At 42.4% G+C, this 12984-nt stretch carries 13 protein-coding genes; 1 reads left to right on the forward strand and 12 read right to left on the reverse strand.

Annotated features, from left to right (window positions below; genetic code table 11):
- Window positions 1–76 precede the first annotated feature (76 nt).
- The 12 genes from gcvT to QWZ17_RS21730 all read right to left on the reverse strand — a co-directional run bounded on the left by gcvT (window position 77) and on the right by QWZ17_RS21730 (window position 12182).
- Complete coding sequence (gcvT, locus tag QWZ17_RS21675; RefSeq protein ID WP_290307408.1) at window positions 77–1156, reverse strand: glycine cleavage system aminomethyltransferase GcvT; 1080 nt, start codon at window positions 1154–1156, stop codon at window positions 77–79.
- 264 nt (window positions 1157–1420) lie between these two features.
- Window positions 1421–2629, reverse strand: a complete 1209-nt coding sequence (locus QWZ17_RS21680) for a glycosyltransferase family 4 protein (protein ID WP_290307409.1) — start codon at window positions 2627–2629, stop codon at window positions 1421–1423.
- Between the two features lie 58 nt (window positions 2630–2687).
- A complete protein-coding gene (gene rnhB / locus QWZ17_RS21685; protein ID WP_290307410.1) occupies window positions 2688–3284 on the reverse strand; it encodes a ribonuclease HII in 597 nt (198 codons plus the stop codon).
- A gap of 151 nt (window positions 3285–3435) precedes the next feature.
- A complete protein-coding gene (locus QWZ17_RS21690) occupies window positions 3436–4674 on the reverse strand; it encodes a PP2C family protein-serine/threonine phosphatase (protein WP_290307411.1) in 1239 nt (412 codons plus the stop codon).
- A gap of 38 nt (window positions 4675–4712) precedes the next feature.
- On the reverse strand, window positions 4713–5912 hold the full coding sequence (locus QWZ17_RS21695) for an ABC transporter permease (RefSeq protein ID WP_290307412.1): 1200 nt from the start codon (window positions 5910–5912) through the stop codon (window positions 4713–4715).
- Between the two features lie 94 nt (window positions 5913–6006).
- A complete protein-coding gene (locus QWZ17_RS21700) occupies window positions 6007–7140 on the reverse strand; it encodes a glycosyltransferase family 2 protein (protein WP_290307413.1) in 1134 nt (377 codons plus the stop codon).
- Window positions 7124–8098, reverse strand: coding sequence for a lysylphosphatidylglycerol synthase domain-containing protein (locus tag QWZ17_RS21705; RefSeq protein WP_290307414.1), 975 nt, complete (start codon window positions 8096–8098; stop codon window positions 7124–7126). Before QWZ17_RS21705 ends, QWZ17_RS21700 begins: the two co-directional genes overlap by 17 nt.
- Before the next feature lie 82 nt (window positions 8099–8180).
- A complete protein-coding gene (locus QWZ17_RS21710) occupies window positions 8181–9026 on the reverse strand; it encodes a dienelactone hydrolase family protein (protein ID WP_290307415.1) in 846 nt (281 codons plus the stop codon).
- A 125-nt stretch (window positions 9027–9151) separates the two neighbouring features.
- Window positions 9152–9661 (reverse strand): phosphoribosyltransferase family protein, encoded by a 510-nt coding sequence (locus QWZ17_RS21715; RefSeq protein ID WP_290307416.1) that lies wholly within the window; start codon window positions 9659–9661, stop codon window positions 9152–9154.
- A 131-nt stretch (window positions 9662–9792) separates the two neighbouring features.
- Window positions 9793–10194 carry a hypothetical protein gene (locus QWZ17_RS21720; RefSeq protein WP_290307417.1) on the reverse strand — a complete coding sequence of 134 codons (402 nt, stop codon included), beginning with the start codon at window positions 10192–10194 and terminating at the stop codon, window positions 9793–9795.
- Between the two features lie 305 nt (window positions 10195–10499).
- On the reverse strand, window positions 10500–10973 hold the full coding sequence (gene greA, locus QWZ17_RS21725; protein WP_290307418.1) for a transcription elongation factor GreA: 474 nt from the start codon (window positions 10971–10973) through the stop codon (window positions 10500–10502).
- A 282-nt stretch (window positions 10974–11255) separates the two neighbouring features.
- On the reverse strand, window positions 11256–12182 hold the full coding sequence (locus QWZ17_RS21730; protein WP_290307419.1) for an NAD(P)-dependent oxidoreductase: 927 nt from the start codon (window positions 12180–12182) through the stop codon (window positions 11256–11258).
- Between the two features lie 196 nt (window positions 12183–12378).
- Between QWZ17_RS21730 and QWZ17_RS21735 the strand changes: the two genes are divergently transcribed.
- On the forward strand, window positions 12379–12933 hold the full coding sequence (locus QWZ17_RS21735; protein ID WP_290307420.1) for a hypothetical protein: 555 nt from the start codon (window positions 12379–12381) through the stop codon (window positions 12931–12933).
- Window positions 12934–12984 lie beyond the last annotated feature (51 nt).

The raw sequence follows: 12984 nt of genomic DNA on the forward strand, positions 1-12984 counted from the left end.
GGTCATTGGTCTTGCAAAGTCTTTGATCATTGCAGGAATTAAAACCAACTAATGACCAATGACTAATGACCAGTGACTATTTATAAAACGGTGGTTTTACAACTTTAGCTTTCACTTTGTTGTCCCTTATGCTTACATAAATCTCGGTGCCTTCTTTGGCAAATTCGGTATTTACGTAGCCAAGGCCTATAGCTTTTTGCAGCGAGTATGATTGGGTGCCCGAGGTTACTTTACCAATATGGTTACCATCGGCATCAACAATTGGATAATCATGACGTGGAATGCCGCGGTTTATCATTTCAAAACCAACTAACTTTTTGCTTACACCTGCAGTTTTTTGCTGTTGCAATGCTTCAGAATTGGTAAACTCTTTATTGAATTTGGTAACCCAGCCCAGGCCGGCTTCTAATGGCGATGTGGTATCGTCGATATCATTACCGTAAAGACAAAAGCCCATTTCTAAACGTAAAGTATCACGTGCGCCTAAACCAATTGGTTTAATGCCAAAAGGCTCGCCTGCCTTGAAAATAGCATCCCAGATCTGTTCGGCATATTGATTTTCAAAATAGATTTCAAAGCCGCCCGCGCCGGTATAGCCGGTTGCCGAAATAACTACATTATCAACGCCGGCAAAAGTTCCTTTTTTAAAGGTGTAGTATTCCATTGATACCAGGTCAACATCGGTAAGGCTTTGCAAAGCTTCGGCTGCTTTAGGGCCCTGGATGGCTAACAGGGAGGTACGATCTGATATATTTTTCATATCAACGCCTTTGGTATTGTATTTTACAATCCAATCCCAGTCTTTATCAATGTTTGATGCGTTAACAACCAGCATATAGGTTTTATCGTCAATACGGTAAACCAGCAAATCGTCAACTATGCCGCCATCTTCATTTGGCAGGCATGAGTATTGTACTTTACCATCATAAAGCTTTGATGCATCATTACTGGTAACACGCTGAATAAGGTCGAGCGCGTTTTCGCCTTTTAAAATAAATTCGCCCATGTGGCTTACATCAAACACACCTACCGCTTTGCGTACGGTTTCGTGTTCGGCGTTGATACCAGCGTATTGCACAGGCATATTGTAGCCGGCAAAGGGTACCATTTTGGCACCGGTTTTTATGTGTACATCGGTTAAAGCAGTATTCTTCATGCAGTCAGTCAAATAAGCCGCAAAAGTAATTATTTATAACCGGAAATGAGAGGGAAGTATGAATCTGATACGGGTAAATCGCTCTTTAAGTTTCCAGGTAGGAACAGGTAGCTGCTACGCAGCACCCGGTGTGGTTGTTTTAAACAACCACAAACATTTTTTTGCTCCATAGGAGTTGCCTGTTTATATTGAATATTTATACCCACCCCGGTTTTCTGGCGAAGGCATCAGAATTGGAATCCTCGTTTTAACACTACAATCTACCTAAACCAGCGCAGCACTTAGCGTTTCATAAAACTCAACAAGTTCTTTGGCTACCTTATTTACATCGTGCTGCCGCTCTACCAGCTTTCGGGCATTTAAACCAACGCTTTTGCAAAAGTCCTCATCGGTAATGCAACGTTCAATGGCCTGGTAAAACTCATCCTGGTCATTGGCAATCAGTATGTTTTCGCCGTTGGTAAAGTTGATCCCTTCGGCCCCTAATGAGGTAGAAATAATGCACTTCTGCATGGCCATGCCTTCAACAATTTTTACACGCATACCTCCGCTCGATAACAGGGGTACTATCATGATGGCCTTGCTGTTTACAAACTCAAAGGCATCATCAACTTCGCCCTGGATAAAAATTTTACCCATCACTTCGTAGTCATCAAAACGCTCGGGGATGTTATGGCCGGCCACGTAAAACTTAACCCGCAAATCGCCCTCGGTAAGGTCTTTATGAAAATTGTCAATAAACCATTCTATTCCCTCGCGGTTGGGCAACCAGTCCAGCGATCCCAGGAAAAACAAGCTCGGGAACTCTGTTTTACTAAAATCGGGCTTATAGGTTGTAAGGTCGATACCCACGGGGATGATCTCTACCGGGATAGTTGTTCCGTACGATATAATGGTTGCTTTATCCTCGGCAGTAAATACTGCTATGGCATCAAAATTATTAAGCTGCTGTAACTCATAATCCTTAATACGCTTGGCCACCATGCGCAGGTACCATTTTTTAAATAAGTCGCTTTTTTGCTCGGCCAATCGTTCCCAAACCTGGTGCTCAATATTGTGCGACCGGTAAATAAGCTTAGCTTTTGAAACCTTACGAACCGCGGCCAGGTATGGCGTCACAAATAAACCTTCAAACTGAATGATATCATAATCATCCCGCTTCAATTCGCGCACTAACAGTTTTTCAAATTCGGGATCATAAAACCTATCAACATTGTTTGATTTTTTACGAAACAGGTTCACCATGGCATCAACCATAGATACGCTGATGTTGATTTTGTAGGAAGTATACTGTATTTTATCCTGTAGCTCGTCGCGCTCATGCGAACCGCCGCCATAAGTTTGCGCATCTAAAGATACCAGCGATACATCATGCCCCAGGACAATTAACCCCTTAATGGTGTTACATACCACTATGGCATATCCGCCATTTTGAGGAAATGGGACACGATGTGTTAAAATAAGTATCTTCAAAAGCTTGATGGGTTTTCACAAAAATACCATCCGCGGCGTGTTTATCAAAGCAATGTGGCTAAAAAATACGCAGCTGCGGATCGCTCACCCTGAAAGTTTTACGGTGGTATGGCGTAAAGCCTATCCTCATTACGGTTTCGCGGTGCTTTGTGGTAGGATACCCCTTATTGGTGTGCCAGTCATATTCGGGATGCTCGGCGGCAATCCTCAGCATATAGTCGTCCCGGTAGGTCTTGGCCAGAATCGATGCCGCCGCTATGCTGAAATATTTACCATCACCCTTTACAATACACTCGTGGGGGATATTGGCATATTTTTTAAAGCGGTTACCATCAATAATTAAAAACTGAGGTTGTGTGTGTAGTTTTTCGATAGCCCGGTGCATGGCCAGGAACGAAGCGTTGAGAATATTGATCTCATCTATCTCAAAATTATCCACAGAAGCTACAGCGTAAGCAATGGCTTTTTCCTCTATCTCGGCACGCAGCTGGTACCTGATATCTTCAGTTACCTGTTTAGAGTCGTTTAATAAATGATGATCAAAATCCGGTGGAAGAATCACCGCGGCCGCAAACACCGGCCCAGCCAAACAACCACGTCCGGCTTCATCACATCCCGCTTCAATTAACTCATGCTGATATCTGGCCGCTAACATGGGGGTAAAGATATGAAGAAGTATCAAGTAGTAAGTATCAAGTATCAAGACAGAAGAAACGTGAGCTAAAAAGCGGGAGCTATAGAACTAAATTGTACCATTGAAGCCAAAAATTCGTGAATTTCGCTCCAATTCGGGTAATTCGTGTGCACTAAAATATCCGCAGTGTAAGCAGCGTAATATCATCAATAGGCTTACTCTTATGTACCAGGTTCAAATGATCTAAAAGAGCATCATTGAAATTATCGGGCGATAGATGGCCGTTGGCTTTCACAAATTCAAGTAGTTTGTCTTCGTTCCAAACCCGGGTACTGGTCGATTCAAAATCCATCAAACCATCGGTGTAATTTACAATAAGGCAGCCGGGGTCCATATCTATCTCGCCTTCATTTAAAAAGGGGAGCTCTTCAAAAACGCCTATCATGGTGGTGCCAAGCTTTAACGGAATCGCTTCCCCATCTGAATAAAGTATGGTAGGGTTATGGCCGGCATTGATGTAATTAAGTTTACGTTTCTTTTCGTTATAGCGGGCCAGGAAAAGCGTGATAAAACGCTCACCCTTGGTATTGTTGAGCACAATTTTATTAAGGCGATCAATAATATTAGTCAAATCATCCTCTACCGCGGCCCAGGCATGCAAACTGGCCTGAAAATTAGCCATGAGCAAAGCCGCCGAGATCCCTTTACCCGATACATCGGCAATACACCATAAAAACTCGGTTTCGTTAAGGCGGATAAAATCAAAATAATCGCCGCCGATGTTTTGATGCGGCAGGTATTTGGCACCAATCTCTACCGCGTCATCTTTATGCATCCTCATCGGGATCAGCATATTCTGCACTTCAACGGCCAGCTCCATTTCGCGCTGAAAGCGTTCGGATTGTAAACGTTCGCGGAAAAGCTTTTTATTTTCTAAAGCAACAATAATCACATTCATCAGGGTCTGAATGAAGTTGAGATCATTGCTTAGCATTTCGCCCGATGTGTTAAAATCGCCAATGAGGGCGTAGGCCAATGCTTTGCTTTTATGGTAAATGGGAATAAAGTAGTTGTATTTGCGCAGGGTGTGATCCTCATGATCGGCAATGGAGGTGGGCGATTTTACTTTGCTTAGCTTGTTACAGGCCTTGCTAAGTACCATGGCCGACTCCATATCGCCCCCATATTTAGAAATGCATACAAACTTATCATCTTTTTCTATCAAAAAACGGAGCTTGCCAACCTGCAGGTAATTTTGCAGGATAACCTCAAGCATTTGGATAAGTATAGGGGTTGCGATGTTTTTATTAATAGCGCGGGTGATCTCCAATAAAGAGTTCAACTCCGATTGCCGTTTAAGCAACAGCCTGATTAATTCGTCTTCGCCAGAACTATCGTCTTTGTATTGCATTTGTTGTTAGTACGCCTGACTAAAGTAAAAAAATATTTTCAAATGCGCGTACTTTGTGATTTTATATCGAACGCATCGCGTAGCACTATAGTAACCAGGTTAAAAGCGTATACCAGCATCATAATGGCCAAACCCGGAATAATGGCAAGATAAGCCGAATCCATCACAATATAGCCATAATGTTCTTTTATCATTCCGCCCCAGGTAGGCATTGGCGGCTGCGCCCCAAAACCAAGAAAGCTAAGACCGGCTTCGAGCAGTATAGCAGATGCAAAATTTGACGATGCCAGTACCAGCATAGGGCCGGTGATGTTTGGTAAAATATGCCTGGTAATGATGCGCCTGTTATTAAAGCCAAGCGCGCGGGCCGCCTCTATGTATTCTACTTGTTTTAAGCTCATTACCTGCCCCCTAACCAGGCGGCCAACCTCAACCCACATGGATAGGCCTACGGCTATAAATATTTGCCACAAACCCTTACCTAACGCAAATGAAATGGCAATAACCAATAGCAAGGCCGGCAAGCTCCATAATATATTCATGAGCCAGCTTAGCGTGGCATCTATCCAGCCGCCAAAATAGCCTGCAATGGCGCCAATGGTTACACCTAACAGCATACTGATAATAACCGCCATTAGCCCAACAGAAAGCGAGATACGTGTACCCAACAATAACCGACTCAGCAAATCGCGACCATAAATATCGGTGCCAAGCCAGTAAGTTTTGGTTACTATCTGCTCGTTTTTAATCCTATCGTTAAAGTTTTTGTATATCTCCGCGCTTTTTTCGCAGCTTAGGGTAGGGTTTAATAATACTTTGTTAAAATGATAGCGTGGTTTAATGCCGGTTACTACTTCAAAAATATTATACGCTTTTTGATCGGGCTTATCCTCGTTGCCTATGTATTCATTTACATGGATAGAATCCTGCTTAAAGTAATAGCCTGTTATCGGAATTTCGCGGTAAAAGGATGGCTGCCCAAACAGCATCCTGCTAAAAAAGCCCACGGTATCTACCTGTTCGCTTTTACGGATGTGCAACATCATGAACTTAGCGCCGGGTTTTTTAATGCTTAGCTGTATGGTCATGTTATTGGCCAGCGGCGTGTTATCCGGCATTACCAGGTAACCTAATATGGCAACCAGCAAAGCAACAGCTATATAAATTAGCCCCGCCAGGGCAATTTTGTTACGCTTAAAGGCGTTCCACGTTCTTTGTGAGGGGGTAAGCTGGGCCAATAGTTAATGTTGCTGTTGGCTAAATATCGTTAAATAGGCGCAATAAGCAATCAACGGGGGTACAAATTACATTGATATTAAAAAGCAACAACGCTTATCTAACCTCGCGGCCTTTCCACTGGTACTTTTTGTTACTACCTATCAGGCCCATATAAGCCAGGTAAACCACGTGCACCGGTATGGTAATAACCAACAGTGTAACCAGGTAACTCCGCTTAAAAAACGAGGTTACAGGGATAAGAAAGATGGCTTCAAATAAATATTTGAGTAAAAACTGTACGGCAAAAAGTTTTAAAATATCGATAAAGAAAAGGCCCAGGAAAAAGTTAAGCAACATGGATACGTTAAACAACCAAAATATAAGCCCTATAATCACTATCTTTTTATCCTTGTACACCGTAAATTTTGATGCCCAGCGTTTGCGCTGCTGCATAAACTCTTTTAAATTGGGCTTGGCATGCGTATAAACTATTGCATCTGTTTGTTTAATGAAACCTATGCGGCCGGGGTATCTAACGGCCACTTTTTGCAGTAATAATTCATCATCGCCAGAGGCCAGCTGATCTATCCCTTTAAAACCGCCAACCTCGTTAAATACATCTTTACGGTAAGCCATATTAGCGCCATTACAGGTTGATGCCCTGCCATTGCCAATAAACGCCGCGCCTATACCAATTAAAAAAGAAAACTCCAATGTTTGCATCAGTTCAAATACCGATTTTTCCTGGAAAAACGTAACCGGTGATGAGATCAGTACCGGGTTTTGGGTTTCGTAATAGTTTACAATGGTTGATATCCATTTGCTGTTCATCCTGCAATCGGCATCCGTGGCTACCATCAGTTCGCCGGTAGATAATTGAATAGCTTCGGTTATGGCTTTCTTTTTATAGGAGTTTAATGGCTGATCTTCATTAAGCTTAAGCAGGGTAATGCCTTGCCCGGCAAAACTTTCAATAACCGCGGCTGTATTATCGGTTGAATGATCGTCAACAATAATAACTTCTAAAAGGTGTTTGGGATAATCCTGTGCCAGGATATCGCCTATAGTAAGGTGGATGGATTCGCCTTCGTTGCGGGCCGCTATTAAAATGGTTACCCTGGTGTTAAAAGATGTTTTAACTGCCGGCGATATGGCTTTTATACTAAACCAGCCCTTTACCAAATAAACAACAAATACCAGGTAAATAGCGGTAAACGATAACGAAATGATACTAAGCAGTGCGATCAAAGAATTTGAGTTTTAAAACAAATAAAGAGCCTAAAATAGCCGGAATAATTAAATTAATAAGCCAAATAGAGGATACCCCTGCAATTATGGCCAGTTTTTGATCGGTTATGTAAACAAACAGGTGGGCCGCGGTAAAGCCACGTACGCCAATATCAAACAAATCAAGCGAGGGCACCAACGCCGATATCAGCAAAAACAGCATCAGCATCATAAACATGTTAAACACCTGCATTTGCGGAACCAGCATCTGAAAAACAAGATAATATTGCATGGAAAATGTAATATACCTTGCCAGGCTAAAACCCATAATCCGTATCAACTCATTGGTTTTATAACGACCCAAAACCTCAAAAAAACGATGGTATTTACGTATAAAGCCAATTTTATCAAATATGGTAACCATCCATTTGATGTGAAAATATATCACCAGCTGTATGGTTGCCAATATTGCACAAACAACAATTACCGTAGCATATATCCAAACCTTATCATGAACAAAGTTAAATACAAACCAAACCATTGAAATTACGCCCAACACGTTGGTTACCAGGCCCTGGCTAAACGAGCCCACCCCCATGGCAAATATGCCGGGTATACGTTTGCGGTTGGGTAAAAACATTACGCGGCCACCATATTCGCCTATGCGGTTTGGCGTGGTAACGGCCCAGGTAAGGCCGCAAAAAACAGATTCAACTGCCTCCCATAACGTAATAGTAACCAGCGTTTTGCTAACGTAACGCCATTTTAAAGCCTCCAGAAACCAGTTTACAAACATCAGCAATACAACCACCGTCATGGTTATTATTACCCTGGTTGCACTAAGGCCCGAAGCCAGATGCTCAAACTCCTTTAAGTCGTTGTTTTTTTTGGAAAACTGCCTGTAAATAAACCATGCAGCAACTATTAATATACCGGCCTTAAGTAAAAAAGAAACAATTTTTTTGGCAGACGAAGTCAATAAAGTAAAATTTACGCAATAGTACAAAAAAAATGGAGCAAGGATTAGCTTGCCCCATATAACGTAATACCGTTAGTTTTGTTTACTTTAATCTTGCTTTAAAAAAGGCTATGGTATTTGTATAAGCGTCGGTTGTGGCAGCACTACTGTAAGCCGGGTTGCTTGGGTTTGCAAAACCATGGTCGGCATCATATTGGTGCAGGTATAGTTTTTTGCCTGCCGCTTTCATATCGGCATCAAATTTACCAACCACTTTAGGGTTTATCCATTGATCTTTATTGGCAAAATTGCCTAATACATCGCCGTTCAAGGTTTTTAACCGGGCAACATTCTGCTCGGGCATGCCGTAGTACATTACCGTACCCACTAATTTCTTACCGGCAAGCAAGCCTGTTTGTAAACTCCAGCCACCGCCAAAGCACCAGCCGATTGTCGCGATGTGCGCTTTAGGACCGGTGTAGGCAAGCGCGCCATTAATAATGGCTTTTGCCCTATCCTCGTTAACGGCCTGCATTAATTTACCAGCATCCTGCGGGGTAGTGGCTACTTTACCATCGTAAAGGTCAAGATCGATGATGTTTACATTGCCCAGATCGTTATAGATCTTTTCCGATTCGCGTTTTACAAAATCGTTCAGTCCCCACCATTCGTGAATTACCAGGATATAGTTATTGGTTGGTGTTTTGGCTTTTAGCAGGTAAGCTGTCGACTCTTTACCATCGGGGGTTTTGTAAGTAATATTTGTGCCGATGCTGCTTTGAAAACGGATAGGCAAGGGCTTTAAGTGTGCCATGCGGAAGGTTGGGTTGGAGGCCAGCATGGCAAAACGCTGTGTTGCCGATGGATTGCTGCAACAAACTACTTTACGCTGCGCATAAGTAAAGGCGCTAATGCCTATAAACAGAGTTAGGAGGATTAATTTTTTCATGAGTTTTTTGCTGATGTTTAAATGTACAACAAATACGCTATTGAAATGATTTGCGTTGCCTGTATTAAAAGCTTAAAGCAGAATGTTTAAGGCCTAAAGCTGTTGGGGAATAAATAAGCTATTGCTTACCTCAAATAAACAGCATCTTCCTGGCCTTCTTCATCAAGTACCACGTCAACATGTTCTTTAATTACGGTTGATAGGGCCATGCCTGCAAAATCGGTACTTACAGGGAAACTTTTGTGGTTACGATCTATCAAAATAGCGGTGCGGAGTTTTTTCAAAGGCACATCCAGGAAAACGCCAAAACCATAGGCTAATGTTTTGCCGCTGTTTAGTACATCATCAACCAATATCACAACCTTGTTGCTGCAGTCGTTTACATCAAACTCAATATCAGCCTGCAAACTGCTGCTTTGCTTATCAAGCTGTATAGTTAACAGCTTGCTTTTAAAAGGTGCGATGTCATCCAAAATTGTCTTCAACCGGCTGGCAATGTGGTTACCGCGTGGTAGTATGCCTGCAATGATAATCTCTTCCTCATCGAAATTATCTTCCAGTATCTGGTAAGCCATGCGCTCAAGCTTTTGCTTAATTTGCTGCTGGTTTAATATCAGGAGTTTCTTTTCAGACATGGAGTAGAAATTTGTTGGAAAGTTTGAATGTTGAAACGTTGTAATGCTGTTTTTATGCTGTAAATATACGAGTACATTTTAACCTTACAACATTGTAACATTTCAACTTTACAACCTCCTGTAACAACACTTTATTTTTTATACGGCACAAATACAAAGTTTGCCCCCTCGGGTACAATTACAAAAACGCACATAAAATCGTCGGGGTTTTTGTAGTTTTTAATGAAGCGGTCTTTTAGTTCGGGTTTGATAACGCCACGTTCGGTAAACTCTTCGAGGGTTGAGGCGTGAATGCTCCATTCCGAGTTCAGGTCATGCCTGTCTAATATCACTTCGCCCAATTTTACTTCATGCTGATGGGCTACAAAAATAGGGTAGGATGAGAGGCCCTCCATCATGATCTCGACGGCTACCTCGTGAATGGAATCTTTAAAAAACTTAAGTTCCCGCTCTAAACTCAGCAGCGGACTATCCTTCGCGGCGGCCTTTTGTTGGTCGTCGCTCCCTTCATTTAAAAGATCTTCGGGTTGCATATAACACGATTTTATGTATTATAAAAAGAAAGCGTCATTGCGAGGAACGAAGCATTTCGTTTTTTGAGTATCGCTTGAACGCTGGCAACGACTCACGCCGGCTACGCTTCGCTGGCCGACCCTCTCTCCGGCTAAAGCCGCCTAGAGGGTGAAAACTGCCTTTATTTTTCCACCCCTCTATGCGATGCAGTCGGAGAGAGGGGCAGACGGGCAAAGCCTCGTCGGGGTGAGTCGTCCCTTGGTTAGTTTACGTCAAAGGCCGCGGATTTCAAAACGCCCCTTGACGTTTGTTTTTTCAAATCAAATTACCGGCTTACTTCCAGTATTTCAAACTCGATTTTGCCGGCTGGTACGGTAATTTCAATTTTTTCGCCTACTTTTTTGCCTAACAAGCCTTTGGCGATTGGCGATGCCACAGATATTTTCCCGGTTTTCATATCGGCTTCACTTTCGGCCACCAGTTGGTAGCTCATGGTAGCGCCGTTTTTTAGGTTTTTAATTTTCACTATCGATAATGCCAAAACCTTAGATGTATCTAATTTAGATTCATCTAATAAACGGGCATTGGCAAGGGTTTCCTGCATCTGGGCTATTTTGGCTTCGTGCAAGCCCTGCGCTTCTTTGGCGGCATCGTATTCGGCGTTTTCAGATAAATCGCCTTTATCGCGCGCCTCGGCAATTTGTTTTGATATATCCGCGCGCCCGGTTGTTTTTAACCGTTGTAACTCTTCTTTTAATTTCTCTAAACCATCTTTGGTAAAGTATGATACCTCTGCCATAACACGTAATTTATTTTCTGTTTATTCTATTGGTCGTACCAAAAAAAACCGCCCTCCCTTTTTTAAGAAGGACGCAATGACTATAAAAACAAACAAGACTATAAGGCCTGTGCCACATAGTCTTGCTTTGATTAAAACGAAGATAAGGGAATTAAGTTTTAATATGCAAATTTATTTAGATGTGCAGATTTCAAATTACAGATGTCAAATGCTTAAAAAACTATCTAAATCATCATTAATATTGGGCATCATCTGCATATTTGCACACCTGAAATCTGCACATTATTGCAGCCCAACCAACTTCTCCGCCATCACTTCGCTTATTTTGCGGTAGGAGTCAAACGTCCAGCCGGCTACGTGGGGGCTCAGGATCACTTTGCCGCTTTGGCGTAATTCTTCGTACCAGGCCTGCTCGGCCAAGGTAGGAAATTTTTCTACTTCCAATACATCAAGTCCGGCACCTAAAACTTTGCCTTCTTTTATGGCTTTTAATACCGAGCTTACTTTGGCTGTTTTACCGCGGGAAGTGTTGATGAAAAATATGGGCTTTTTAAAATAAAACAGGTAGTCGTCATCTACCAGTCCATTGGTTTCATTGGTGAGTGGGACGTGTACACTTACCACATCGCTTAGTTTTACAATTTGCTCCATGCTTACTTCGCGGGCATAGCGGTCACTAAAACCGGTTTTATATTTATCGAAAGCGATAACATCAACCTGGAAACCTGATAGTTTGCGGGCGAAGCTATGCCCCATGTGGCCATAACCGATGATGCCTACCGTTTTACCTTTCAATTCGTAGCCACGGTTGCCTTCACGCTCCCATTTGCCATTTCTTATCTCAAAATCGCCACGATTAAAATTATTCATTAATGAAAGCAGCAATCCTACAGCGTGCTCGCCCACCGCGTCGGAATTACCTTCGGGCGCGTTAATTAATTGGATACCTTTTTGCGCGGCATAGGCTTCGTCGATATTATCCATACCGGCACCCGCCCGGCAAACAAACTGCAGGTTGGTGGCGATATCAAAAACCGCCTTATCAACCTGGAATTTGGAGCGGATCACCAAACCGGTATAATCGCCGATGATCTGCATTACTTCTTCGGTTTTTATAGTTGGGCGATAATCGCAGGAATACCCTTTAGCTTGTGCAATTTCCATAAAAATGGGGTGCACATCATCAACAATAAGAATGTTATTTTTCAACTGAACTGTATATTTTTAATAAAGCTTCAAATTTACTAAACATGCATGAAACTTACACAGTTACCTTTTTAAGCCGCCGCTTAATTACAAAAGGGCGACGATATAACCGCCATTTTTACTACCCCAATAAACTGGCACGGGAATAGCTAACTATATATGAGGTCAATAAGGCTTACGTAAATTAATTGCCCATACCATGAAATCATTAAAACAAATAGGCACCGATATAAAACAATACTCAGATCACCTTGCCCATGATGGCTTTAAACAGGTATTTGACCATATAGACCAGCTAAAAATTAAAAATGGTGTTGATAAGCTTGGTTTAGATAAATTTATTAATCAATGCGCAATCATGGCCGCCGGTACCGGGGCTATATCCGGCAGTGGAGGCATTTTAACCATGGTAGTAGGCATGCCGGTAGATATGGTAAACCTGATAACCCAGCAATTTAGGGTTACTATGGCTATTATGTACTATAACCGGGGCAGTTACCAAATGGGCTTCGATGAGTTCATGAAAATGGTAGCGATATCCTTTAAAGTAGAAACTGGCGTAGCCATCACCAAAACCATGATGGAAAGCATTGCCGAAAAAGTAATCCTCAATTTAGGTGTGCGCACTGCCGAACGGTTGGTGCCCGTAGTAGGGGCCGTTATTGGCGGCACTACCAATTATATCTTTATTAAACGCATGGCTAAATCTGTTAAAGATATTCAGTTGGAGCCGGTTGTGATTAGGGTGAATTAATAGCACTTAAGTAATATAAAAAAAGCGATGGGTAAACCTGTCGCCCTTTTT

It is taken from the genome of Mucilaginibacter flavus (assembly GCF_030409315.1).
GTDB lineage: Bacteria > Bacteroidota > Bacteroidia > Sphingobacteriales > Sphingobacteriaceae > Mucilaginibacter > Mucilaginibacter flavus.

Coding starts and splice junctions, on each gene's coding strand:
- rnhB (WP_290307410.1), bottom strand. CDS start 3,284: ATGTTAGCGGCCAGATATCAGCATGAGTTAATTGAAGCGGGATGTGAT.
- QWZ17_RS21735 (WP_290307420.1), top strand. CDS start 12,379: ATGAAATCATTAAAACAAATAGGCACCGATATAAAACAATACTCAGAT.
- QWZ17_RS21715 (WP_290307416.1), bottom strand. CDS start 9,661: ATGTCTGAAAAGAAACTCCTGATATTAAACCAGCAGCAAATTAAGCAA.
- greA (WP_290307418.1), bottom strand. CDS start 10,973: ATGGCAGAGGTATCATACTTTACCAAAGATGGTTTAGAGAAATTAAAA.
- QWZ17_RS21710 (WP_290307415.1), bottom strand. CDS start 9,026: ATGAAAAAATTAATCCTCCTAACTCTGTTTATAGGCATTAGCGCCTTT.
- gcvT (WP_290307408.1), bottom strand. CDS start 1,156: ATGAAGAATACTGCTTTAACCGATGTACACATAAAAACCGGTGCCAAA.
- QWZ17_RS21720 (WP_290307417.1), bottom strand. CDS start 10,194: ATGCAACCCGAAGATCTTTTAAATGAAGGGAGCGACGACCAACAAAAG.
- QWZ17_RS21690 (WP_290307411.1), bottom strand. CDS start 4,674: ATGCAATACAAAGACGATAGTTCTGGCGAAGACGAATTAATCAGGCTG.